Below are 26,280 nucleotides of genomic sequence, written 5' to 3'. Positions count from 1 at the left end.
GGTCACAGGACAAATTAACGGATAATTAACCCGCTATGCACTCGTAATTGAAAGTAGCATCAATATGTTAGCGATTGGTGAGCAAGTGCGTCGTCCTGAAGAGGCGTTATTAAACCAATGAAGAGATTTGCAGAATACTTGAATGTACTTTCATCGCACAATCGCGCTTCGATGGAAGGTTTTGGTGGTAAATCCAAGCGGGCTCACAAATGATCCTTAGCGGTAAATATTCGGTCGAATATTATTCATAGTTGAGCGACCGCTAGAGAATAAAACGCCCCGAGAACGGGGCGTGTGAATTAGTGGAGAGAACCTTCAGTCTCAAGGTGGAATGAAGGCAGACGCCATTTAAAGCGAACCGCAGCCATGCGCAGCATGTAGCCAACGACTAGAGTTGAGATAGTCGCGGTGACATCATTAATACCAAACTCTAGTAACGCTAGGTAAAGGCCTGAAGCAATCAGGGCGACAGACGCGTATAACTCTTCGTGTAATACAAGCGGTGTTTGACGACAGATTAAGTCACGTAATAGCCCACCAAAAACGCCTGTTACTAGTGCCGCTACCATACAGATCATGACATGATGGCCCATTGCTAATGCCACTTTAGTACCGATTATGCTAAACACAATCAGGCCCAGCGCATCGAGGCGAATGAACAACCCTTTAAACTTGATGATCCATTTGGCTAATCCCGTGGTTAGCACGCCCGCAATACAGGTGATTGCGAGAAATTGTGGATTCTCTACCCAGCCGAGCGGGTAGTGGCCGAGGAGGATATCGCGCACTGTTCCACCGCCAATCGCTGTTGCACTCGCAACGAGCATAACCCCAAACCAATCCATTTTTCTTCGACCTGCACTGAGTGCGCCGGTCATGGCCTCAGCCGTGATGCCAATGATATATAAAATGCTCAATAACATTGTTTCGCCCTACGTGACTAGCGGATTGGAAATCTGCCATTCTGTAACCAATAAAAGTCAGTTTAGTGGGAAATGTGATCTGTGACGAATGAGATTTTATGATTGTGAAGGGGGCTTTCGCATAATTATTTCTAATGTCAGTAGTTGGTGTAGGGATTTGCAATTAGGATCAAAAATGCGAGAATGCTTAGCGCTGTAATCCAAACCATGATTTTATCCCCATGAGCCACCAATATCAGGACTTGATCGACATTTTTAATACTACTTTTCTCGATGAGTATAATACGCGTTTGGAGTTAGGGGCGACGAGCCTATTTACCTGCCAGCGGATGACAATCAGCCTAATCACCGGATTATTTTTGCTCGTGGTTTCTATGCGTCAGCACTTCACGAAATTGCGCATTGGTGTGTTGCAGGACCAGAGCGCCGCTTATTAGAGGATTTTGGCTATTGGTACCAACCGGATGGGCGCACTGAAGCGGTTCAGGCTGAATTTGAGAAAGTTGAAATTCGGCCTCAGGCTTATGAGTGGATCCTCTCTATTAGCGCAGGTTTTCCGTTTACAGTGAGTTGCGATAACTTAAACGGAGACTTTGAACCTGATCGGTTGGCCTTTATGCACAAGGTTCATACGGAAGTCGGCAAGATATTTGAGCAGGGTATGCCACTGCGTGTTCGTATGCTTTCAGATGCATTAAGGTCTTTTTATCAGCAGCCTGCTCTTGATTATTCCATGTTTGAAGTCATATAAAGCCAGCCGCAGTATGCGGCTGGTTTGCTTTTCGTTACTGAATGAGCCAAGTCGTTTCGGCTTGATTGTTGTGATTGAGCGTATAGACCAATGGTGCAGTGTTGGGTTCCATGACAGAAACTACCGCTATCAATGATGCGCAGTGATTAGGTACCCGTAGCTGATAACTGCCCGTTCCGGATTGCAACGCTGCTTTCAATAGGCATTTGTCATAGTCAACAGACTCCACGCTCCCCCGGCATTATCACAAACGGAGATGTAAACCTGCGAAGCTGAAAGGTGAGGTAGGCTGACATCTATGTCGACCTGATACACCGAAGTGAGATTGTTGGTATAATCGATACGCACATCGGCCAAAGTGTTGGAATCTTCATTGGTTGATGCGGCTGCAGCCGAAGCACCCGTTGATGAACCTGAAGATCCTGCTTCACCGCTTTCACCACCTCCACCACCACAGCCGGAGAGAGAAACAAGTAGTACCATTGCAAATAAGTGCGTTAGTTTGATATTCCACATAATCGTCTCTCCCTTAGTCGATATAAATTTTGCCATCTACAGAAGTTTCGTACCAGGTCGGTTCAGTTTGACCTGTGGCGTCTTCGGCATAATCGTCAAAATTGGTATAAGCCTCTAAAATATTGACCTGTTCGTACGGATGTTGCCAAGTAGTAGGGATTTCTATAGCCCAAGGTAGCCCTTTGTTGTCGTGGTAGTGGGTATTACCACTTGATGCATCGACACCGTAAGACTTGTATCGCGTGTCAAACTTACTGGTCGGGGATTGGTTTTTGAGGTGAATCTCTAAACCTCGTCCTGGGAACCCGCCTGTCAACTGATAACCGATATCACCGTAATAATGACCAGGTGCTGCAAATATAAATGGGTCATACGGGAACTCTGGCATAGTTGATGTGTTGACTGCATTTTCAAACGAGAAGGTTAGGCTCCAACTTGGGCGATAACTTGTGCCGCAGTTTTCTTGAGTTCGGAACATAGTGCACTCTTCGGCCTCACCTGATTCAGTAATGTCCCATAAGTCTTCGTGAATGATGAATACGGCATCAACTGTGTCTGTTTCGAGCACGGTCGCAGTTTGCAGCGCGTTATTCACGTAAAGTTGGATGGAGTCTGATTTTATGTCTTCTCTTGCCACATTGGGTAATCGAATTGCGAAACCTGAGTGGTAGTTACCACCGAGAGCGGCGACCTTGCCTTCCATTTTCATACGAATGACTTGACCATTGAGCTGGTACTCTGTGTACTTAACGTTCATCAGTACATCGTTCATGTCATAGTCTCCGCTTCTCGGATACTGATCTTCATAGGCGAAAGAAGTGTATCCGCCACCGCTGGGGTAGAGTTCAGTTACCACTCCGCTTTCTGTAATGTCGACCAGATAGTCTTCCACCTCACCAGCGGGAACACCGCCGCTTGGACCAATGCCCGATGTGTTGGAAATTCTGAATCGAGCCCAAGTCTCTCCAGTGACAGCCCAAGTTGGAACAGTGAAGAAGATGTCGCCAGTACTATCGCTCATCGATTGGTCGCTGATGATGATTTCGTTAGACTCAAACTCACCATCTCGATCGAAATCAATCCAAGCATTGAGTACTGAACTGCCAGATGTCCCCGCAGCCGTTGCGATGATTTTACTGGTTTGTCCGACCTGAATTGGAACAGGGAATTGGATACCGTCATCATCGTCCGAACCATCTGAAGTATCATCGCTAAGCGGATATGGGCTGCCGTCGGTCTCTCCATCGATAACAGAGCCTAATTTAAGATCTGACATACCATGACGTGCACCGGAGGAGGCGAAAGTCGTTTTGTAACTGTCTGGTGCGTCGCCGAAATCGGTGTATTCACTGGGCTCGACTGGAGCGAGAGCACAGCGAGCACCATCATTGGAGTTACTGGAAGGGCCATAAGCAAAAAAGTCTGCGCTGGAGTTGTTTCCATTGATGGTTACTTTGAAGACATACCCATTGCTGTTGTTGCTGGCGTAGAAATTACCATCGACATCGAAATAGACCGCACCAAAAGTAAAGCGATATCCGAGTACATTTTTATCTAACAGTTGGTTCAGTCGGATGGAAGTACCGGCGTTGACATCAATCTCCCACAGGTAACCATTTGAATCGATGGAATACGCCAGGCTGTTGTCAGGATGAAAGGCCAAATCGTATATTGCAGGATTGCCGAATTGGCTAGGCGGTGATGAAAGCTCCATGACAAGGGTATCTAAGTCAATTCTGTAGAGTCCATAGCTTGGTCGATAGCCATACCAGGCGTTTTCATCAAGTGATACGTCACCCACATAGATAGAAGTTGGTGCACCAGAAGGCTTGCTGACATTGAGTAAGGTTTTTGTAAAGGTGGAATCAATTCGGGATAGCGAAGCCGTACCATAGTCCCAGCCGTAAATGAAGTCGTCATGTTTGCTATAACCCACACCATTTAGCTTTGCAGTATCTAGATTGGAATCCAAGGTTACATAGCTACCTACGTCGATGTTGACACCATAGGCAACTGGCGTGCCTGTTGGATTCTGAATTAAAAATGCCTGAGTGGGACACGAGGTAAATGGTGTCTCTGCAAAGGTGAACGATGCGTGAAACAAGGTACTGACCATCACTGATATCTTCAAAGCCGTTTGTTTTCTTTCCATGGGTCTTTCCTCGCTTAACTTCGTTGAATAGTTGAGGAATTGCACAGCGCGTGCCATGCTGTCAGCCCTTGATATAACTAGGGTTTGCGTTAATTTTCTCAATGTGAGAAGCTCTGCACTCTTTTTGAGAATCAAACTGACCTGGGCAATAGAGCATTATGATTATTGAATTTGAAGAAAAGCTGCTAGAAATGATTGATGCGCGTATTGAAAACGCATCTGATGATGAATTGTTTGCTGGTGGTTACCTACGTGGGCATATTTCTCTATCAGCTGCTTCATGTGAGGAAGAAGGCGTCAACGATTTAGAAGAACTTAAACGACGCATTCAAAGTAGTTTGGATGACGCTCGCTCAGAACTTACTCCTGCTGACCGCACTATTGTCAATGACCTATGGGTTGAGCTAGTGAACAACGCCTAACCAGAATCACACTAAATTATCTTAAATAAGGGGGGTGTTCGAGTTTTTCGAACAACCCCTTAAATTATTTATGGTTGTTGCTTTTCTGTTCAGTGATATTCTTCTAAGCACATATAGAGAAACGAATGGGAAATCAGATTATGAAGATTGTCGCTTTTGGAGCTTCAACCAGCTCAACGTCTATCAACAAAACGTTAGCCACTTATGCTGCTCATCTAGTTGAAGGAGCAGAGGTGACTATTTTGGATCTTAACAGCTACGATGTTCCGCTGTTTAGTGAAGATAAAGAAAAGCAAATCGGTCAGGCTGAGGGGGCGAAAGTGTTTTTGGCAGACATTGCTCAGGCTGATGCGTTGGTTATTTCTTTCGCCGAGCACAATGGCTCTTATCCTGCTGCCTACAAAAACCTGTTTGATTGGGCGACACGCATTGAGCGTAACGTATTTGCCAATAAACCAGCCATTTACCTTTCAACATCACCAGGCCCTGGCGGTGCATCTAATGTATTAGCTGCTGCAACAGGTTCTGCTCCATACTTTGGCGCTGAAGTGAAAGCCTCCTTATCTATTCCAAGCTTTTACGACAATTTTGATTTGGAGTCCGGCGTGTTTAAAAGTCTGGAAGTGGCTGAGCAAGTCAAAGCTGCTGTATCAATGCTACCTTGATGTTAAGAAAGAGAGCTTATAGAGAATGACTCGGTAAGCTCTCTTTGTCACTTTAGAGCTCAGTGATGGCTTTGCCTTTTCTCAATTTTCTTACCCACATACGGCTTGGATGAAGCGCTTCCAATACGTCCACTGGTAGCGGTAGTGGGTCACCACATATCTGTGAAGCTAAGGTTTCTGCTAAGAGCGGTGCAGAGCTTAAGCCGCGCGAACCCAGACCAAGCATGCAAAACAGGTTAGGATAGGACGGCGCTTTTTCTGCGTCTCCCAGTTTAGTGGTTTGCAGATTGTGGTAAACCTGCTTGGTTTTGTCTAAATCTCCGACACTGCCAATAAATGGCAAGTGGTCTCGGCTCACACAACGAATACCCTGGCGTGATTGGTTACCTGAGGTATCGACTTGGTGGGGCCAGCTTTGTTCTGGGACACATTTACGTAGCTTGTCTCCGTTACCTTGTTGGGCGACAGGATCAAACTCACGATTCAGATTCTCTCTGTCGTAGCTCGCACCAATGCAATGAAATCCGTTATTTGGGTTTACCGGCGTCATATAGCCGTCGTAGCAAAGCACCGTTTTGAGTTTGCTGAGCTCACTGTTGGTCGGAATATGGCTCACCTGACCTTTAACCTGACCAAGAGGGACGTCTTTCGTCTGAGGTAATTCACTGAACTGATGACCATTGGCTACCACAACAGTATCGTGAGTGAAGGTTTTGTCACCGCTGCTTAATGTCCAGCTTGCGTGTGCTTCATCCCAACGCATATCGTCTATCTTAGTTTGATAACGTACTTCAAACAGTGGAGTTTGGGATAAATGTTTAATCAACTCTTGAGTGAGTTGAGCTGGGCATAGCCATCCCCCAAGTGGGTAATGCACGCTGCCCATATCAACCGGCAAGCCAAGTATTTGGTTGGTTTGTTCAACGCCAAGTTGGTGGATAAGACCATTATCAAAATTACCACTCAACATGCGTTCCAATTTGGCTTGTGACTTTTCATCCCACATAAGTTGAGTCACGCCACACCAATCATGCTCAAACTTAATCGATTGGGCTGCTTGAACAATAAATTGACGAGCGAACAAAAAAGCCGGAGCAAAGACGCGGGACACACCTGTATGAGAACCATTCAGCAATGGGTAGATTGCGCCCTGGCGATTACCGGAAGCACCTTGTGCAGCCTCTGAATCCTGACAATATAGTGTGACTTTTATCCCTCGACGAATGAGCGTTTTTGCTAGCGTGGCACTGGCAATGCCGCCGCCAATAATCGCTACGGACTGAGTCGAGCTACTGCTATCTCGATGGAACCAAGGCTTGTGGTTAGTGTGAGGCTTTCGCTGGGCTAGGTGTCCAGCGATCATGTCCCGTTTGGTGCCAAAGCCTTTGACTTTCTTCATTTCGAAACCGGCTTCAATCAAGCCCCGTCTCACGAAACCAGCAGCAGTGAAAGTGGCACAGGTACAATCTTGTTTAGCAAGTTTTGCCATACCGTTGAACAGCTCTTGGTTCCACATTTCAGGATTCTTGCTGGGAGCAAAACCATCAAGAAACCATGCATCAATCAACCCTTGTTCACCAACAGGGACGTTAGGCATGCAATCTTTTATATCACCAAACCATAGGTCTAGGGTTATCGCGCCGTCTTCAAGGACAATTCGGTGGCACTCTGGAACCGCAATTGGATAATATTGCTGTAATTTTCTTGCGTATTCAGCCAGTTCCGGCCAAGCTTGGTGAGCTTTAATCAGGTCATCTTTACTCAGAGGGTACTTTTCGAAACTCACAAAATGCAGCTCTTTTAGTGGCGCATCCGGGTTTTGACGCCTAAATTCTTCAAACCATTGCCAAACTGCGAGGAAATTCAGACCAGTACCAAAACCTGTTTCTCCGATGACAAAACGACGTTGGTCATAATCCTGCCATCTTTGTGGCAGATGATTTTGATGAAGAAAAACGTAGCGGGCCTCTTCGAGCCCGTTTACGTTGGAAAAATAAACGTCATCAAACTGGTCTGATACTGGGGTTCCGGCGTCGTTCCAGCCCAGCTGAGCATTGGTAATTGAGGTCATAATGTCTGAATTTTTGTGATGAAGACGATAAAGTTGTGGCGATTGTACGGTTTTCCGGGAAAGCTGACCACTTTTCATAGGTAACTTAGTTATCATCTGGCAGATTTTTGAATTATAGGAATGTCATAATGAAACGAGTCGTAATCACCGGTATGGGTATTGTTTCGAGTATCGGTAACAACGTCGAAGAAGTTTTAGCGTCTCTAAAAGCAGGTAAATCTGGTATTACTGCCTCTGAGCAGTTTAAAGAACAAGGTCTTCGTTCACAGGTATGGGGTGATCTAAAAATCAACCCAGCAGAGCACATTGACCGTAAACAGATGCGCTTTATGGGTGATGCGGCTGCGTATGCATACCTATCAATGCAGCAAGCTATCGAAGACGCGGGTCTGACTGACGAGCAAGTTTCTAACGATCGCACAGGTATTGTTGCTGGTTCTGGTGGTGCATCTGCACTGAACCAAACTGTTGCGACAGACACAATGCGAGCGAAAGGCGTAAAACGTGTGGGTCCTTACATGGTTCCACGCACTATGTCTTCAACGGTTTCTGCATGTCTTGCAACGCCGTTTAAAATTCGCGGCGTGAACTACTCCATGAGTTCTGCATGTGCAACTTCTGCACACTGTGTTGGCCACGCAATGGAACTTATCCAGCTAGGTAAACAAGACATCGTATTCGCGGGTGGTGGTGAAGAGCTAGATTGGTCTCAAACTATGATGTTTGACGCTATGGGCGCACTATCAACTAAGTACAACGAAACACCAGACAAAGCGTCTCGTACTTACGATGCCGATCGTGATGGTTTCGTTATCTCTGGTGGCGGCGGTATGCTGGTTATCGAAGAGCTTGAACACGCTCTGGCACGTGGCGCGAAGATTTACGGTGAGATCGTAGGTTACGGCGCGACGTCTGACGGCTACGATATGGTGGCACCATCAGGTGAAGGTGCAGTGCGTTGTATGAAGATGGCAATGCAAGACGTAGAGTCTATTGACTATGTGAACACTCACGGTACATCCACACCAGTTGGTGACGTAAAAGAGCTAGGTGCTATTCAAGAGTTGTTTGGTGACAACAGCCCAGCAATTTCTGCGACAAAAGCGATGACAGGCCATGCTCTTGGTGCGGCTGGCGTACATGAAGCGATATACTCTACGCTGATGCTAGACAACAACTTCATCGCACCAAGCGTGAACGTTGAAAATCTGGATGAGGCAGCTCTAGGTCTAGACATTGTGACTGAAACACGTGATGCAGAATTGACGACAGTAATGTCTAACAGCTTTGGTTTTGGTGGTACTAACGCAACACTGGTTATCAAAAAATACCAAGGCTAACTTAACAGCTGGGTGGTCCCAGTATACAGGTTTCCAGAGCTTGACTACGCTTTGAAACAAAACGTAGTTGAACAGACGCAGACTCTGACCCATGGAGAGCGGGTCCGGATCCTTTTGTTCTGGAACTTTGCCCGGCTTATGCCGGGCATTTTCTTTCTGCCGCTAGTGCTCGACAGAGACTGCGCTTTTCTGCACAATCACTGCCATTCCCAAATCAAATCTCTGAAGCCATGAAAATCCTAATTGATGAAAATATGCCTTACGCTGAGCAACTTTTTAGCCAGCTGGGCGAAGTTGTTTTAAAATCCGGACGTACGCTGGGCGCCGATGACTTAGTCGATGTAGATGCGTTGATGATTCGCTCCGTTACCAAAGTGAATGACGAGCTGATTTCCAAAGCGAATCGGCTTAAGTTTGTTGGAACAGCAACCGCTGGTATGGATCATGTTGATCAGGCGTTACTCAAAGATAAAGGCATCTTTTTCACCGCGGCACCAGGATGTAATAAGGTCGGTGTAGCAGAGTATGCGTTCAGCGTTATGATGAGTGCTTGCGCAGCAACAAGGCTTTTCTGTATTTGATAAAACCGTTGGAATCATTGGTGCAGGCCAGGTAGGGAGCTACCTGCAACAATGCTTGGAAGGTATAGGTATTAAGGTGCTTATCAACGATCCTCCAAAGCAAGCGGCGGGAGATGAACGCAACTTCACCCCTTTAGATGACTTGTTTGAGCAAGCAGATATCATTACGACTCACACTCCAATCACTCGTGATGGCGATTTTCCGACTCATCACCTAATCAATGAAACTGTGTTGAATAAGTTACGTGGTGACCAAATTTTAATCAATGCGGCGCGCGGGCCAGTTGTTGACAATACTGCGTTGAAAGCTCGTTTGAGAAAACAAGACGGCTTTATTGCTGCATTGGATGTGTTCGAATTCGAGCCAGAGGTTGATATGGAGCTTCTGCCTCTGCTAGCATTCGCAACCCCTCATGTTGCCGGTTATGGCTTAGAGGGAAAAGCTCGCGGAACAACAATGATTTTTAATCGCTTCTGCGAGTTTCTGAATAACGATTTACGTGCACATGCCAGTGAGCTTCTGCCAACAGCTCCAGTGCCGACCTTGGTATTGGACAGGGCTTGGGAAGAGGCAACGCTGCATAACCTGACGCAACTGGTCTATGATGTGCGTAAAGACGATGCATTGTTCCGTCGTGAAATCAGTCAACCTGGTGCATTTGACTTGATGCGTAAGAACTACTGGGAGCGCCGTGAATATAGTGCAGTCACGCTAAGAGGAAATGCAGAAACTAACCTGCAACCACTAGCGAAATTAGGTTTTCAAATTGAGGTAAGTCAATGAGCCAGCAATATAACGTTGCCATTTTAGGTGCGACCGGCGCAGTCGGTGAAACAATTCTCGAAGTACTTCAGGAACGTAAGTTTCCTGTTGGTGACCTTTTTCTGCTAGCCAGTGAGCGTAGTGAAGGCAAGACTTACCGCTTTAACGGCAAGACCATCAAAGTTGAAAATGTAGAAGATTTTGATTGGTCTCAGGTGCACATTGGCTTGTTTTCCGCTGGGGGAGAATTATCGGCCAAGTGGGCGCCAATCGCTGCTGATGAAGGGGTGATTGTGATCGATAACACCTCTAAATTCCGTTATGAGTATGACATCCCTTTGGTTGTGCCTGAGGTTAACCCTGAAGCGATTGCCGAATTCCGAAACCGCAACATCATTGCTAACCCGAACTGTTCGACAATTCAAATGTTGGTAGCACTTAAGCCGATTCATGATGCTGTGGGTATCGATCGTATTAATGTCTCGACTTACCAATCCGTTTCTGGGGCTGGTAAATCCGGTATCGATGAGTTGGCAGGTCAAACGGCTAAACTGCTTAATGGCATGCCGGCTGAAAGTGAACAGTTCTCGCAGCAGATTGCTTTTAACTGTCTGCCACAAATTGACCAGTTTATGGAAAATGGCTACACCAAAGAAGAAATGAAAATGGTGTGGGAAACTCAAAAAATCTTTAATGACTCGTCAATTACGGTCAACCCGACTTGTGTGCGAGTACCTGTATTCTACGGTCATGCAGAAGCACTTCATATCGAAACACGTGCTCCAATTGATGCTCAGGAAGTGGCGAATTTACTAGAGCAGACCGAAGGTGTTGAAGTGTTCCATGGTGACGATTTCCCGACACAGGTTCGTGATGCCGGTGGTAAAGATCACGTGATGGTAGGTCGTATTCGCAACGACATTAGCCATCATAGTGGCATCAACTTATGGGTTGTAGCAGATAACGTTCGCAAAGGCGCAGCAACCAATGCAGTTCAGATTGCAGAAGTGCTGATTCGCGACTATTACTGATCGTATTATTTACTTTCATAGCAAAGCCTCACCATTGTGTGAGGCTTTTTTAATCAGATTCCAAAATTTAGTGTGAGATTAGTGCGAATATGGCGGCAGCCACACATTTTTTAGCTATGCGCCTATAGTTTTCGCGTGTTTATCCGATATATTTAACAGATCATTACATTAAAATTTATTGAGCACATAGCTGAGCCTTCTATGCTTCGAATTTTTAAGTGTCTGCTGCTGCCTGTTGCATTAGTAGCCGTGACTCAGACATCGATTGTTAGTGCAGAAACTATTCGCCTTAAGGGACCTGATGGCGAGATCCAAGCATCGCCGCAATATTCTGATTTTGTCCCCCAAGATCTGCGTAACAACGAGCCTTCTCGCTTTTATGGACCAACTACTTCTCAAGAAACACTCTGGGCTATTGCTAGCCGTTTGCGTCCATCCGCCAGCGTTTCTGTGCAACAAACGTTGCTTGCTGTGTATCAGCTCAACCCTCAAGCATTTGAAAATCAAAACATCCACGAGCTTATCCCAGGTAGTACGCTACGAATTCCTTCTCTAGCGCAAGTCCAAAGCGTTTCGACACAAGAAGCCGTTAATGTCATGGCGGCCCATCAAGCACGCTTGACGGATATTCCTGCGGTTTCTCGCCCAACCCCGCAAACCCGGCCTCAGCAGCAACCACAAGAGATGAAACCATCTGACGCTGAAAAGCCAATGATGGATGATACAAAACCGGCAATGCAGCCAAATGCGGATTTAGCAAAAATAGCCAAGCAAGAGCAAAAAGCGCAAGTTTCGACTTTGGAAAAGCAACTCGAAAGTTCAGAAGGCGAGTTGATGGCTCTGGAAGAGAAGAATCATAAATTACGCCTAATGCTTGCTGATGTTCAGTCTGAAGTGGACGTACTAAAAGATGAGCTGGGTGATGAATCTCGAATTCGTACTGAAGTTGAGAAGTTGCTAGAGGCTGAACGTTTACGTTTAGCAGAAGAGCAAAAGATGAAACCATCACCACTGGATGAGTTGCTCTCTAATACATGGCTCGTCGCTGCTGCCGCCATTATCCCAGGCTTGCTGATTGGCTTGCTGATCATGATGTTGCTGGGTCGTCGTAAGAAAGAAGACTCAGAAGCACAAACCGCCACCGAACAAACCGTTCAACCTGTCGCACCAATTACTCCTGATTCATTAAATGAAGAGGTCGATGATGACTTGTTGCTTGATGATGACTTGTTTGGTGAATCAACTGACGATGAAGAGGAGTTGTTCTCGGATGACTCTGGTTTAGATGAAGTTAAAGAAGATGGCGAAGTAGATGTCTTTGCCGACTTAGAAGATAACGATCTCGATTTCAACCTTGAAGGTGAAGATGGCGAAGATCCATTCGCCGGTATTGGTGATGATGGCGAACTGGACGAAGCGCTCGCTGATCTAGATGCCAGCACTAATGGCATCAGTGTTAACAGCGAAGATAAAGCGCTCGGCCTAGAAGAGATGGAGCGTGCGCTAGATGAGGTCATTATTGAAGACGAATCACCGGAAGGAGAATTCGACTTATCTGATGATGACGATGAGATTTCTCAAGACGAGTTAGATTCATTGCTGGCATCAGATGGAGATTCAGAAGATCTTGGGACCGATGAATTGGATCAATCACTGTTAGATGATTTATTTAGTGAGACGGATTCTGATGACTCAAGTGATGATCTGGATTTCGATTCATTGTTAGATGAGGCTGGTGATGACTTCGATCTCAGCGGTAACGACGGTAGTGTCGAGGCTACTGATGCCAATGAGCCGAATTTAGCTTCAGACAGTGAAATTGATGACCTCTTTTCACAAGTAGAAGCCCAGGCGGACCTTGAAAAACTTGAAGCGGAAGCACTCGATGAAACTGCATTGCTGGATGAATTAGTTGAAGAACCAACACCGACCCTCGATGAAGGCAGTACAGAGCTACTTGATGAACTTATCGACGATGATGGAACCGAAGATTTCAGTAAAGATGATGAGCTAGATGACTTTTTAAGTGATGATCTTGACCTAAGTAGTGATAGTGACACCAGCTTTGATGAACTAATCACTGAAGATAGCGATGAACTGGATGCGGACTCTACAGAAACACTGGATGAATTTCTAACCGATGATCACATCGATGATATCGCTTCTCTAGAAGATAGCACTGAGTTACTCGATGATATATTTGAAGCGGAATCGCAGCAGGAACAGCCTATTTCTGAAGAGCTCGGTGATGAAGGGACTGATCTATTTGAAGAATTGCTCGAAATAGAAAAACAGAGCGAAGAGCCAGTTCAGGAAGTGCCAGAGGAAGAGATCCCATTAGTTGAGCTAGAGGAAAATCAACCAAAACAAGGCGAAGAGCCTGAAACACCGGCAAGTGATGATAAATTCTCCAGTGAAGATTTTATCGATGACATGTTGAGCGCTGCGCCCGAAGGTGATCCATTGCTCGATGAGCTTGATTTGGATGAACCCGATTTAAGTGAAGCAGTATCTGAGGAAGTTGTTGCAGCGCAACCTGAAGATGACTCAAACTTTGCAGAGCCAGAGCCAGAGCCAGAGCCAGAGCCAGAGCCAGAGCCAGAGCCAGAGCCAGAGCCAGAGCCAGAGCCAGAGCCAGAGCCAGAGCCAGAGCCAGAGCCAGAGCCAGAGCCAGAGCCAGAGCCAGAGCCAGAGCCAGAAGAGGATGATTGGCTTACCTCAGCGATTGATGAGGTGGAAAGCCCTCAATTAGACGAAGAGTCTGAGTTTGATTTGGCCCAGGACGAAAATCAGGATGCTCTCTCAAGCGATATGGAACCCCTTGAACTCGATGAGCCGGAAGCGGCGGGTTCCGAGTCTGAGCAAGATGATGAAGATGACTGGTTGACGTCTGCTATTGATGAAGTCGAAAACCCAAGTTCTGAATTGGAAGAGAGTCGTGAAGTTCCGGTTACTTCTTCAGCACAGTTAGATGAGAGCACTGCCGTTGCTGCTGAAGAAAATGTGCCTGTTGAGGAAGATTTACTTGCTCAGCAGGAGCAAACGGACACATCATCTGAAGAGACTCAAGAGACTCAAGAGACTCAAGAGACTCAAGAGACTCAAGAGACTCAAGAGACTCAAGAGACTCAAGAGACTCAAGAGACTCAAGAGACTCAAGAGACTCAAGAGACTCAAGAGACTCAAGAGACTCAAGAGACTCAAGAGACTCAAGAGACTCAAGAGACTCAAGAGACTCAAGAGACTCAAGAGACTCAAGAGACTCAAGAGACTCAAGAGACTCAAGAGACTCAAGAGACTCAAGAGACTCAAGAGACTCCAGAACCAGCAATAGAGCAACCAGCGCCCCCAATGCCTGAAGCTATTCCAAATGAATTTGGGGTTCCGGAAGATGATGATTGGCTGATTGAAGATGAAGTGTCCGAGTCAATATCTGATGATCTCATGGCTGATACGCTTGCTGCTGAACAGTCAGAACTTGAAGCACCTGTTGCTGAGTCAGAAGAGTCATTGGAACTGGATGACCTAGAATTTCCAGAATACAGCGAAGACGATGCACTAGCGGATGTTGCCCAAGATCCAGAGCTTGACGCGCCTGTCGCCCAAGATCCAGAGCTTGACGCGCCTGTCGCTGAGTCAGAAGAGTCATTGGAACTGGATGACCTAGAACTTCCAGAATACAGCGAAGACGATGCACTAGCGGATGTTGCCCAAGATCCAGAGCTTGACGCGCCTGTCGCTGAGTCAGAAGAGTCATTGGAACTGGATGATGTAGATCTTCCAGAATACAGCGAAGACGATGCACTAGCGGATGTTGCACAAGAGCCAGAACTTGAAGCACCTGTTGCTGAGTCTGAAGAGTCGTTAGCGCTAGATGATTTAGAGCTTCCAGAATACAGCGAAGAAGACGCACTGGTAGATGTTGCACAAGAGCCAGAACTTGACGCGCCTGTCGCTGAGTCAGAAGAGTCATTGGAGCTGGATGACTTAGACCTTCCAGAATACAGCGAAGACGATGCACTAGCGGATGTTGCACAAGAGCCAGAACTTGAAGCACCTGTTGCTGAGTCTGAAGAGTCGTTAGCGCTAGATGATTTAGAGCTTCCAGAATACAGCGAAGATGATGCACTAGCGGATGTTGCACAAGAGCCAGAACTTGAAGCACCTGTCGCTGAGTCAGAAGAGTCGTTAGCGCTAGATGATTTAGAGCTTCCAGAATACAGCGAAGACGATGCACTAGCGGATGTTGCACAAGAGCCAGAACTTGACGCGCCTGTTGCTGAGTCTGAAGAGTCGTTAGCGCTAGATGATTTAGAGCTTCCAGAATACAGCGAAGACGATGCGCTAGCCGATGTTGCACAAGAGCCAGAACTTGAAGCGCCTGTCGCTGAGACAGAAGAATCATTGGAACTGGATGACCTAGAGCTTCCAGAATACAGCGAAGACGATGCACGAGACGATGCACGAGCCGATGTTGCACAAGAGCCAGAGCTTGAAGCACCTGTTGCTGAGTCAGAAGAGTCATTGGAACTGGATGACCTAGAACTTCCAGAATACAGCGAAGACGATGCACGAGCCGATGTTGCACAAGAGCCTGAACTTGAAGCACCTGTTGCTGAGTCTGAAGAGTCGTTAGCGCTAGATGATTTAGAACTTCCAGAATACAGCGAAGACGATGCACTAGCGGATGTTGTACAAGAGCCAGAACTTGAAGCACCTGTCGCTGAGTCTGAAGAGTCGTTAGCGCTAGATGATTTAGAACTTCCAGAATACAGCGAAGACGATGCACTGGCGGATGTTGCACAAGAGCCAGAACTTGAAGCGCCTGTCGCTGAGTCTGAAGAGTCGTTAGCGCTAGATGATTTAGATCTTCCAGAATACAGCGAAGACGATGCACTAGCGGATGTTGCACAAGAGCCAGAGCTTGAAGCGCCTGTCGCTGAGTCTGAAGAGTCATTGGAACTGGATGACTTAGAGCTTCCAGAATATAGCGAAGACGATGCACTGGCGGATGTTGCACAAGAGCCAGAGCTTGAAGCGCCTGTCGCTGAGTCAGAAGAATCATTGGAACTGGATGACTTAGAACTTCCAGAATACAGCGAAGACGATGCACTAGCGGATGTTGCACAAGAGCCAGACTTTGAAGCGCCTGTCGCTGAGTCTGAAGAGTCGTTAGCGCTAGATGATTTAGATCTTCCAGAATACAGCGAAGACGATGCACTAGCGGATGTTGCACAAGAGCCAGAGCTTGAAGCGCCTGTCGCTGAGTCTGAAGAGTCATTGGAACTGGATGACCTAGATCTTCCAGAATACAGTGAAGACGATGCACTAGCCGATGTTGCACAGGAGCCTGAGCTTCAAACACAATCAAGCGATTCGACATTACACAGTGAGTCGTTGGATTTAGCCGATCTAGATATACCTAAATTTGGTGACGCAGCTCCGACAGAGAGTAATGTTGAATTAGAGGAACGTGAACCCAACGCATCAGCCGATCAAGACTATGACAATCTGCCTGAATTCGATGAACAAGATGCCCTAGCGGCAGCATTTGATGCTGGCTCTCAAGATGTTGACTTTAAGCTAGATGAATTGGAGCTACCATCTTTGGGAGAAATACCTTCTGAAGCGGCACAAGAACTAGCAAATCATGAATACAATGAGGATGCGTTTGATGAGCTGCTTGCGGAAGAAGATCCGAAGCAGTCAACAAGTTTTGATTTTGAGTCTCCAGATCCTCTGACTTCTGATAGCGCAGGTATGGATATTGAGGCCATGTTGGAAGTGGGAGAGGATTGGAATGGATTCAGTCTTTCTCCAGAGCAGCAGTCTCAGATTTCGGATGATATCCCGGAATCTGAACAGGGAGTATGGGATGACAACAATCGTCCTGAACAAGCTCAGATATTGGATGAAAATTGGGAAGACCAAGATGAACTCGACGAGTTCACACCTCAGGAAGGTGAGTTCCGAACTATCGATGAGTTGATGGCTGAAGTTGAAAAAGAAGAGCAGCAGGACTTTCAGGAAGAAGATCTGAAATTAGATGTTGGGCTGAGTGACTTCCCTGACGTTATCGGTGAGATAGGTGATGTTGATGTCGATAGTAACTCGGAGGCCGCAGGTAAACTTGATTTGGCCAAGATCTACATTGAGATGAATGATTCACAAGGAGCAATTAAGCTGCTTGAGGAAGCGATTGTCGATGGTAGTGATGAAATCCGTCGAGAAGCCAAAAATCTTATCGATGCGATTAACGCTAGCTAAAGTTTAGTCATCAGAGAGGGGGCGGGGAGCCCCTTATCTTTTTGAGTAAAAATGTTTATACTTCTCGGCCTGTTTTTGAAGAGATCACCCCGATGAGAATTGCATTAGGTATTGAGTACAATGGCACTCAGTACTTCGGCTGGCAGCGTCAGAAAGAAGTGAAAAGTGTTCAGGAAAAGCTTGAGCGTGCACTGAGCATCGTAGCAAACCACCCAGTAGAGGTTCAGTGTGCAGGTCGCACTGATGCAGGCGTACATGGTACTGGGCAAGTAGTTCACTTTGACACCACGGCGAATAGAAAGATAGTTGCTTGGACGATGGGCGCTAATGCAAACTTGCCAAGTGATATTGCGGTTAGGTGGGCGAAAGAGGTACCTGAAGAATTTCATGCCCGTTTTGCTGCTACAGCTCGTCGTTATCGTTACATCATATTTAACAGCGCCCTACGACCAGGTATTTTGTCATCAGGGGTGAGCCACTATCACGGTGAGCTTGATGTCGACAAAATGCATGAAGCGGGTCAGTATCTGCTGGGCGAGAATGACTTTACATCTTTTCGTGCCATCCATTGCCAGTCACGTAGCCCTTGGCGCAATATGATGCATCTGAATGTTACCCGTCATGGGCAATATGTTGTCATCGATATTAAAGCCAATGCATTTGTACATCACATGGTACGTAATATTACCGGAAGTTTGATATGTGTAGGGCGCGGCGAACAGCCTCCGGAGTGGATAAACTGGCTGTTAGAAGTGAAAGATCGCAAACTGGCTGGTGCCACAGCTAAGGCTGAAGGTCTATACTTGGTTGATGTTGATTATCCCGCAGAATTTGAATTGCCAAGAGTGCCAATTGGGCCACTATTTTTGCCAGACAATTTGAACTAGTTCGTTCTAAATTGTCCAACTAATCAGTTCTTTAGGGCGTGAGATACTAGTGTAAGAAATAGGTACAACCAGTTTTTTGTCTACACTTGGCATTTTATATGCTTTAATCCTCTCGCGTAAATTCAGAATTTTTGTCCTTCGCAAAGTGCGGAGGCGATGAGATAAAAAGGTCTTCCATGAGTTGGCTTGAAAAGATTTTAGAAAAAAGCAACATTGTTAGTTCACGTAAAGCGTCCATCCCTGAGGGTGTATGGACCAAATGTACATCTTGTGAACAGGTGCTTTATCACGCTGAACTAGAGCGTAACCTAGAAGTATGTCCAAAATGTGATCATCACATGCGTATGAAAGCGCGTCGTCGTTTGGAAACATTTTTGGATGAAAACAACCGCGTAGAACTTGCGGACGAGCTTGAACCTCAAGACAAGCTTAAGTTTAAAGATTCAAAGAAATACAAAGATCGTATCTCAGCTGCACAAAAGAGCAGCGGTGAGAAAGATGCTCTTATTGTAATGAAAGGTGAGCTGTTAGGCCTCCCTATCGTTGCTTGTGCATTTGAATTCTCTTTCATGGGCGGTTCAATGGGCTCTGTAGTTGGCGCTCGTTTTGTTCGCGCTGTAGAAGCGGCTATTGAGAACAACACAGGTCTTGTTTGTTTCTCTGCAAGTGGTGGTGCACGTATGCAAGAGGCTTTGATGTCTCTAATGCAAATGGCGAAAACCAGTGCTGCACTTGAGCGTCTGTCTCAAAAAGGCCTGCCGTTTATCTCAGTCATGACTGATCCGACGATGGGTGGTGTTTCTGCAAGTTTGGCAATGCTAGGTGACGTAAATATCGGTGAGCCTAAAGCGTTGATCGGTTTCGCTGGTCGTCGTGTTATCGAACAGACGGTACGTGAAGATCTTCCGGAAGGTTTCCAGCGCAGTGAGTTCTTGCTTGAGCATGGTGCTATCGACATGATTGTTGATCGCCGAGAAATGCGTCAGCGCATTGGTAGCCTGATTGCGAAAATGACTAACCAACCTTCGCCTCTGGTCGTTTCTGTTAACGATTCACAAAATGAAGCTGCTTATTCTGTACCAGAAGCGGACAAAAAAGGGTAAAGTAACATACTAACAAACAACCACAATGACTTGGTTAGAGTTAGATGAGTCAATCCCAAATTCCTCAAGCCACATCCTCTCTTGCGATGTGGCTTGATTATTTAACAAACATACACACTTCTGCTATCGATCTTGGCTTAGATCGTGTTAAGGCTGTCGCCGAGAAAACCAACCTAGTTAAACCTGCTCCTACCGTGATTACTGTCGCGGGGACCAATGGTAAAGGTTCCACTTGTGCACTTATGGAAGCCATATTGCTTGATGCAGGCTACTCCGTTGGTGTTTACAGTTCACCCCACCTGATTCGCTATAACGAACGTGTCCGTATTAATGGTCAAGATTTGGCTGATGAGAAGCACACTGAAGCGTTTGACTTTATTGAAAAGCAGCGTGGCGATATTAGTCTAAGTTTTTTTGAATATGGGACTTTAGCGGCATTGCGCCTGTTCCAAACTGAAAAAGTGGATGTTGTCTTACTTGAAGTCGGTTTAGGCGGGCGTTTGGATGCGACGAATGTTGTTGACCACGATGTTTCTATCATTACCAGCCTAGCGATTGATCATGTTGACTGGCTTGGTGATGATATCAATGTCATCGGTTTCGAGAAGGCAGGCATTTATCGCACTGGTAAACCAGCGATTTGTGGTCAGCCTAAAGCACCGTCAACAGTTGCAGCACACGCTGATGATATAGGCGCTGAACTGTTTCAGGTAGAAATCCAATACAACTACCAATTGGTAAGTGAGAATACCTGGCGTTGGACACATGGCTCTTATGAGCTTGATGAGTTGCCTGTTCCGGGATTACCGTTACAAAATGCCGCCACAGCATTAATGGCGCTTGCTACTTCTCATCTCGATATCTCTGACATCAATATTGTAAAAGGTTTGAAAGAAGCAAAGTTACCAGGAAGAATGCAGGTGGTGAGTACCGATCCAATAGTCATTCTCGATGTGGCGCACAATCCGCACTCGGCTGAGTACTTGGTAGAACGCGTTCAACAAAAGTTCTCGAGCAAAAATATACACGCCGTGGTTGCGATGTTACACGATAAAGATATCAAAACGACGTTGGAGGCTATATCTCCAGTTGTTAGTCAGTGGTACCCTGCTTCACTGCAAGGCCCGAGAGCGGCGAGCGCTGATGAGCTTTGTAAATTCTTACCCGAAGGCAACGAGCGCTTTGCCACCCCTGTTGATGCTTTTAAAGCTGCCATGACAAGCGTAGGGGCTGAAGATGTCATTTTAGTGGTGGGATCATTCCATACTGTCGGTGAAGTTCTCGAATTCTGGCAGAACCAAGGAGAGTAAATGGCGAGTAAGTTTCAAAATCGTTTGGTTGGCACCATTTTACTGGTGTCAATTGGCGTTATCGTGTTGCCCGATGTCCTTGATGGCAAGAAAACGCACTATGAAGAAGAAATTGCCAGTATCCCTATTAAGCCAGAGCTCGATAGCGATGTTGAAAGTTTCGATGTGCTTGAACCTGTCGATGACACCGCAAGCCTACCTGAGACTCCGGTAGAATTAGTACAAGGCATAGAGCCATCCGTTGAAGCAACGGATGATAAACCACTGCCAGTTGCGATAAAGGAAGTTCCAGAACGCAATGAGTATCAAGACAGCGCATGGATTATTCAACTGATGGCGTTGAAGAATGCTGAGAATGCAAAAAATGTTGTAAAAGACCTTCAAAAGCGTGGCTATCAGGCTCATACCAAACTCGAAAACGGTTTTACTCGTGTCATTATCGGTCCTGATGTTTCTAAGAATAAGCTAGAGCAACAAGTGACAGAACTCGAAAAAATAACCGGCTCTAAAGGTCGATTGCTTAAATTTAAGCCACTAAATCCATAAGAAAACGTTTGCGTCGGCGTTTTTTCTGTTAAAATGCGCGCCAACTTAAGATGTAAGAACAGATGAATTCGTTAGATATTGTCATTTTGAGTGTGATCGGCCTATCGGCATTGATCAGTTTGATTCGAGGCTTCGCAAAAGAAGCATTGTCCTTAGTTATTTGGTTTGGTGCTTTTTTTATCGCCAGTCAGTACTACGCAAAATTAGCGGTGTACTTCTCCAATATCCAAGACGACATGTTTCGTAACGGAGCCGCGATCGCAGCCTTGTTTGTTTCAACGCTAATCGTGGGGGCTATAGTGAATTATGTCATCGCTCAATTAGTACAGAAAACAGGCTTGTCGGGAACAGATAGAGTACTTGGCGTCGTCTTTGGCGGCTTGCGTGGTGTTTTGATTGTTTCTGCTGCATTGTTTTTTATGGATGCGTTTACATCGTTTCCAGACTCAGAGTGGTGGAGGAGTTCGCAACTGGTACCGGAATTTAGCCGTATCATTGCGCCTTTCTTTGAGCACTTGCAAGCAACATCAAGTTTCTTATCTGGCGCGCTATAACGCGCCAGCCATTGTCGCAAATCGAGGGTTAGGACATGTGTGGTATTGTTGGAATCGTGGGTACAACGCCTGTAAACCAGTCTATCTATGACGCACTGACTGTATTGCAGCATCGTGGCCAAGATGCCGCGGGTATTTGTACCATAGAAGGCAATCGTTTTCGTCTGAGAAAGGCGAACGGTTTAGTTAAGGATGTGTTTGAAGCAAAACACATGCAACGCCTCCAGGGAACGGTTGGTATTGGTCATGTACGCTACCCAACAGCCGGTAGTTCTAGTGCCTCAGAAGCTCAGCCTTTCTACGTAAACTCTCCATTCGGTATCACTCTCGCTCACAATGGTAATTTGACTAATGCTGCTGAAGTTCGCGAGAAATTATTTGAGAAAGACCGCCGTCACGTCAACACGACTTCTGACTCTGAAGTCCTACTCAATGTGCTTGCCCATGAAATTGATACAGTCAAAGGCAATGTCACTGCAGAAGATGTCTTTCGTGCAGTGACTAACGTACATCGAGCTATCCGTGGTGCTTACGCTGTATCTGCAATGATCATAGGTCACGGTATGGTGGCTTTCCGTGATCCTAATGGTATTCGTCCGCTATGCCTTGGTAAGCGTGTTGTCGGTGAGACGATAGAATACATGGTTGCTTCAGAGTCTGTTGCTTTGGATGCTGTTGGCTTTGATTTCATCCGTGATGTCGCTCCGGGAGAAGCTATTTATGTGACTTTTGATGGTGAGTTACATACCAAGCAGTGCGCTGATAACCCTGTGCTTAATCCATGTATTTTCGAGTTTGTTTACTTCTCACGACCTGATTCGTTTATTGATAAAATTTCGGTTTATAGTGCTCGCGTAGAAATGGGTAAGAAACTTGGTGCGCGTATTCGTGATGAATATAGCCATCTTGATATTGATGTGGTTATCCCAATCCCAGAAACTTCATGTGATATAGCCTTGCAAATCGCACAGGCTATCGATAAACCTTATCGTCAGGGATTTGTGAAAAACCGTTACGTTGGTCGTACTTTCATTATGCCAGGGCAACAACAGCGTAAAAAGTCAGTGCGCCGCAAGCTGAATGCGATTCGTTCGGAATTCAAAGACAAAAATGTTCTATTGGTTGACGATTCAATCGTTCGCGGTACTACGTCAGAACAAATTATTGAAATGGCTCGCGACTCCGGTGCTAGGAAAGTTTTTATGGTTTCAGCGGCACCAGAGATACGTTTCCCTAATGTGTATGGTATTGATATGCCAAATGCGAATGAGTTAATTGCCCATGGTCGTGACAATGATGCGATATGTAAGCAAATCGGTGCCGATGAGCTGATATTCCAGACATTGGATGACCTAGTAGAAGCCGTAGGCATGGGTAATACGGATATCATTCAATTTGAAACATCGGTTTTCAATGGTCAATATGTCACTGGTGATATCGATCAGAAGTACTTGGACTTTTTACAATCTTTGCGTAGCGATGATGCTAAGGTTCAGAGAGAGATTCAACAAGATCTCGCTAATCTAGAGTTACATAATGAGGGAGCGTAGGACTGGCGACGACGCTCTTTCTTGAGGCTCGATAAAAGGGTTGGCGCATTGCGTCAACCCTTTTATCTTTCCATGACCTCAGTGTTTTGTGCGATAAGCCTGCGCTAACATGAACATCGCCGTAGCACTGATAACAACGGAAGGGCCTGCCGGGGTGTCATAATGCCAAGACATACTTAGACCAAGTAAGACTGCCACAGCACCAATACAAGAAGCCGTGAAAGCCATTTGCTCCGGAGTCTTTGAGAAACGTCGTGCAGTGGCTGCTGGTATAATCAAAAGTGATGTCATTATCAATGCACCGACAAACTTCATACCGATAGCGATCACGAGACCAACCATAACCATCAAGATTAGTCGCATTAAATCAACGTTATGTCCTTCAACAGCAGCCAAATCCTCATTCACTGTTGTTGCGAGCAACGAGCGCCAGAAACAAAACAAGATGACAGAAACTATTGCCGAACCGACATAGATATAGAAGAGATCGTTCGGGGTTACTGCAAGTAAATCACCGAATAAATAACTCATAAGATCGATACGAACATTGTCAAGAAAGCTCACTGCAACAAGGCCCAGTGAAAGTGCACTATGGGCTAAGATCCCCAGCAAAGTATCGGTAGCCACAAGCTGTTGTCTTTGTAATGCAACCAGAATGAAAGCCAGCGCAAGGCAGCAGACGATCAAAGCAAGGTATAAGTTGACGTCGAGCAAGAAACCCAGAGCAAGGCCCATTAAGGAAGCATGTGCTAAAGTATCGCCAAAATAGGCCATTTTACGCCAGACGACAAATGATCCAAGTGGGCCAGCAATTGCTGCAATACCAAGCCCAGCAAGAATAGAAGGTAGCAAAAACTCAATCATGGTGATGGCCGTGTGAATGATGGGAACAAGAAGATGCAGCACCCAGAACCGGGTCTCCAGCGAGATCATGATGATGGTGTTGATGCTGATGATGATAAAACGCGAGAGATTCGCTGCGAACTTCCCCAAAAAGAGCGATGTAATTAGGGTGCTTAGTGATATCCGCTGGTGCGCCTGAACAACAGATATGATGGTGTAAGCAGATGACATCATCCGTTTTAGCCATTACAAGATGCAAATCGTGTGAGACCATGAATACCGCACAACTAAAGCGATGGCGAATGGTATCAATCAATTCGTATAAGTCAATCTGTCCTTGAACATCAACACCTTGAGCTGGCTCATCAAGTACGAGTAGGTCAGGTCGTTGTAGTAATGCTCTCGCCAACAGAACCCGCTGGTTTTCACCTCCAGATAACGAGTGCATGTTGGCCCTTAGCAGGTGCTCGGCACCAACAAGTTTAAGTGCATCTTGGAGTTCCTGCTCACTGTATTTGCCAGCGAGTTTCATAAAACGTTTAACGTCTAGAGGAAGTGAATCATTGAGTCTTAGCTTTTGAGGGACATAGCCAATCTTGAGCCCTTTTGCTTTTTTTTACTGACCCTGTGAACTTTTTTTGCAGCCCCAAAAGTACTTTTACTAATGTAGATTTACCCGCACCATTGGGACCAATTAAAGTAGTGATCTCGCCTCTTTTAAGCTGGAGGCTAATGTTATCTAAGACTTTACGCTCATCAAATTGAACGCAAACTTGTTGAAGTTCGACCAGTGCCGACATGAATGGAACTCATTTGCAAATAACTAGTGTTATAATGTAACATTTGTCGCACTTTAACGCCAGAGAGTAGTGGTATTGAATTATGAAATATCTTATCCCTTTGCTATCCATACTTGCTATAGGTAGTGCCAATGCTAACGAGGTACTGACCAGTATCAAGCCGATTCAAATGATCACCTATGAGATCACCCAAGGTGTTTCTGAGCCAGATGTATTGCTTGACTCCAACACTTCTCCCCATGATTACGCGCTGAAGCCATCTGACGTAAAGCGAATTAGAAAAGCGGATCTGGTTGTTTGGTATGGAAAAGACTTAGAACCTTTCCTAGCCAAAGTTCTTGAGGAGCAGAAGAATGTTTTAACCATTAGTGAGATCCATGGTTTAAACCTACGTGAGTTTTCTGCAGACGGGCATAGTCATGATCATGATGGACATCATCATGGTTCACACGATCCGCATTTTTGGTTAGGTCATGAACAAAGTATCAAGGCCGCGGAAGCAATCAGCCAAAAACTTGCTGAGTTAGACCCGAGCAACAAAGATGTTTATCAAGCGAACTATCAGGCGTTTGTGAAAAATGCTAATCAGTACGATGAAAAGTGGCGAGCGGCGTTAAAGCCAGTAAAAGATGTGGGTTACTACGTATTTCATGATGCCTATGGTTATTTCGAGCAGGACTATGGCTTGAATCATTTGGGGCAATTTACTGTCAGCCCTGAGAGAAAACCAGGTGCTAAGACACTTATTAAAATAAAGAAAGCCTTGGCAAAAGGTGATGCTAAGTGTGTTTTTTCTGAACCTCAGTTTACCCCTGCAGTTGTTGAGTCTGTAACACGTGGTAGTCAAGCTAAACAAGGAGTGCTTGATCCTATTGGTACCGGAATTCAAGTTGGACCGGGAAGCTACTTTACTTTTATTCAATCTATAACGGACAGCTTTACAGAATGTCTTAATCAATAAAAATCGGTTTGATAGTAGAGTTAAAGGGAAGTGTAACACTTCCCTTTTTTGCATTAACACAACAACAAAAGATGGATTTTTTGAAGCAGCTTCTTGTTTCTCGGTTTAAATACAAGATAATTATTCGCACAAAATAATTTAATGATCTCATTCATTTAGTCTAGTTTTATCGATTAGGTGAACCGATAGCTCAGTCTAGATGTAATTGAATGCCATTTTTGCTGCAAGGGAACTGTGAGTGTAT

General features: G+C 45.7%; 16 protein-coding genes and 4 pseudogenes. 14 read left to right on the top strand and 6 right to left on the bottom strand.

Features of this window, described 5'->3' with window-relative positions; all coding sequences use genetic code 11:
* Positions 1-299: 299 nt before the first annotated feature.
* Positions 300-923, bottom strand: coding sequence for a trimeric intracellular cation channel family protein (locus KW548_14325; GenBank protein ID QXX06254.1), 624 nt, complete (start codon positions 921-923; stop codon positions 300-302).
* A gap of 221 nt (positions 924-1,144) precedes the next feature.
* Between KW548_14325 and KW548_14320 the strand changes: the two are divergent.
* A pseudogene (locus tag KW548_14320) lies at positions 1,145-1,674 on the top strand (elongation factor P hydroxylase).
* 34 nt (positions 1,675-1,708) lie between these two features.
* On the opposite strand, the pseudogene KW548_14315 reads toward KW548_14320, so the two are convergent.
* Positions 1,709-2,190 (bottom strand): annotated as a pseudogene (locus tag KW548_14315) (hypothetical protein).
* 13 nt (positions 2,191-2,203) lie between these two features.
* Entirely contained in the window at positions 2,204-4,342 is a 2,139-nt protein-coding gene (locus tag KW548_14310; GenBank protein ID QXX06253.1) for an LruC domain-containing protein, read from the bottom strand.
* 158 nt (positions 4,343-4,500) lie between these two features.
* On the opposite strand from KW548_14310, the gene KW548_14305 reads away from it, so the two are divergent.
* Both KW548_14305 and KW548_14300 read left to right on the top strand, forming a co-directional pair.
* Positions 4,501-4,764, top strand: coding sequence for a YfcL family protein (locus tag KW548_14305; protein ID QXX06252.1), 264 nt, complete (start codon positions 4,501-4,503; stop codon positions 4,762-4,764).
* Between the two features lie 140 nt (positions 4,765-4,904).
* The gene (locus tag KW548_14300; GenBank protein QXX08081.1) at positions 4,905-5,429 is read left to right on the top strand and encodes an NAD(P)H-dependent oxidoreductase; all 525 of its coding nucleotides are present in this window, start codon (positions 4,905-4,907) and stop codon (positions 5,427-5,429) included.
* A 52-nt stretch (positions 5,430-5,481) separates the two neighbouring features.
* On the opposite strand, the gene mnmC is transcribed toward KW548_14300, so the two are convergent.
* Complete coding sequence (gene mnmC, locus KW548_14295; protein ID QXX06251.1) at positions 5,482-7,500, bottom strand: bifunctional tRNA (5-methylaminomethyl-2-thiouridine)(34)-methyltransferase MnmD/FAD-dependent 5-carboxymethylaminomethyl-2-thiouridine(34) oxidoreductase MnmC; 2,019 nt, start codon at positions 7,498-7,500, stop codon at positions 5,482-5,484.
* 128 nt (positions 7,501-7,628) lie between these two features.
* Here mnmC and fabB point away from each other — a divergent pair, with 128 nt between their 5' ends.
* The 10 genes and pseudogenes from fabB to purF all read left to right on the top strand — a co-directional run bounded on the left by fabB (position 7,629) and on the right by purF (position 23,432).
* Positions 7,629-8,840 carry a beta-ketoacyl-ACP synthase I gene (gene fabB / locus KW548_14290; protein QXX06250.1) on the top strand — a complete coding sequence of 404 codons (1,212 nt, stop codon included), beginning with the start codon at positions 7,629-7,631 and terminating at the stop codon, positions 8,838-8,840.
* Between the two features lie 230 nt (positions 8,841-9,070).
* Positions 9,071-10,205: pseudogene (locus tag KW548_14285) on the top strand (4-phosphoerythronate dehydrogenase).
* The gene (locus KW548_14280; protein ID QXX06249.1) at positions 10,202-11,215 is read left to right on the top strand and encodes an aspartate-semialdehyde dehydrogenase; all 1,014 of its coding nucleotides are present in this window, start codon (positions 10,202-10,204) and stop codon (positions 11,213-11,215) included. Before KW548_14285 ends, KW548_14280 begins: the two are co-directional and overlap by 4 nt.
* Positions 11,216-11,416: 201 nt before the next feature.
* Positions 11,417-17,482 carry an AAA family ATPase gene (locus KW548_14275; protein QXX06248.1) on the top strand — a complete coding sequence of 2,022 codons (6,066 nt, stop codon included), beginning with the start codon at positions 11,417-11,419 and terminating at the stop codon, positions 17,480-17,482.
* 92 nt (positions 17,483-17,574) lie between these two features.
* Entirely contained in the window at positions 17,575-18,369 is a 795-nt protein-coding gene (gene truA, locus KW548_14270) for a tRNA pseudouridine(38-40) synthase TruA (GenBank protein ID QXX06247.1), read from the top strand.
* A gap of 176 nt (positions 18,370-18,545) precedes the next feature.
* Positions 18,546-19,472: an acetyl-CoA carboxylase, carboxyltransferase subunit beta gene (gene accD / locus KW548_14265; GenBank protein ID QXX06246.1), complete on the top strand. Its 927-nt coding sequence runs from the start codon at positions 18,546-18,548 to the stop codon at positions 19,470-19,472.
* A 44-nt stretch (positions 19,473-19,516) separates the two neighbouring features.
* Positions 19,517-20,782, top strand: a complete 1,266-nt coding sequence (gene folC / locus KW548_14260) for a bifunctional tetrahydrofolate synthase/dihydrofolate synthase (GenBank protein QXX06245.1) — start codon at positions 19,517-19,519, stop codon at positions 20,780-20,782.
* Positions 20,783-21,328 carry an SPOR domain-containing protein gene (locus tag KW548_14255; protein ID QXX06244.1) on the top strand — a complete coding sequence of 182 codons (546 nt, stop codon included), beginning with the start codon at positions 20,783-20,785 and terminating at the stop codon, positions 21,326-21,328.
* Between the two features lie 62 nt (positions 21,329-21,390).
* Positions 21,391-21,882 (top strand): CvpA family protein, encoded by a 492-nt coding sequence (locus tag KW548_14250; protein QXX06243.1) that lies wholly within the window; start codon positions 21,391-21,393, stop codon positions 21,880-21,882.
* Positions 21,883-21,917: 35 nt separating this feature from the next.
* Complete coding sequence (gene purF, locus KW548_14245) at positions 21,918-23,432, top strand: amidophosphoribosyltransferase (protein ID QXX06242.1); 1,515 nt, start codon at positions 21,918-21,920, stop codon at positions 23,430-23,432.
* 78 nt (positions 23,433-23,510) lie between these two features.
* Here the strand turns inward: purF and znuB are convergent, their stop codons facing one another.
* Together znuB and znuC are read right to left on the bottom strand one after the other, a co-directional pair.
* Positions 23,511-24,296: a zinc ABC transporter permease subunit ZnuB gene (gene znuB, locus KW548_14240; protein QXX06241.1), complete on the bottom strand. Its 786-nt coding sequence runs from the start codon at positions 24,294-24,296 to the stop codon at positions 23,511-23,513.
* Positions 24,289-25,075: pseudogene (znuC, locus tag KW548_14235) on the bottom strand (zinc ABC transporter ATP-binding protein ZnuC). The gene znuB and the pseudogene znuC overlap by 8 nt, the downstream one beginning before the upstream one ends.
* Positions 25,076-25,157: 82 nt before the next feature.
* Here znuC and znuA point away from each other — a divergent pair.
* Positions 25,158-26,036, top strand: a complete 879-nt coding sequence (gene znuA / locus KW548_14230; protein QXX06240.1) for a zinc ABC transporter substrate-binding protein ZnuA — start codon at positions 25,158-25,160, stop codon at positions 26,034-26,036.
* Positions 26,037-26,280: the final 244 nt, after the last annotated feature.

Origin of the sequence: Vibrio neptunius (assembly GCA_019339365.1) — a bacterium.
In the GTDB taxonomy this organism is placed as follows: domain Bacteria; phylum Pseudomonadota; class Gammaproteobacteria; order Enterobacterales; family Vibrionaceae; genus Vibrio; species Vibrio neptunius.
Note: the sequence above shows the minus strand (reverse complement) of the source record. Positions and strands in the feature narration are given on the sequence as shown.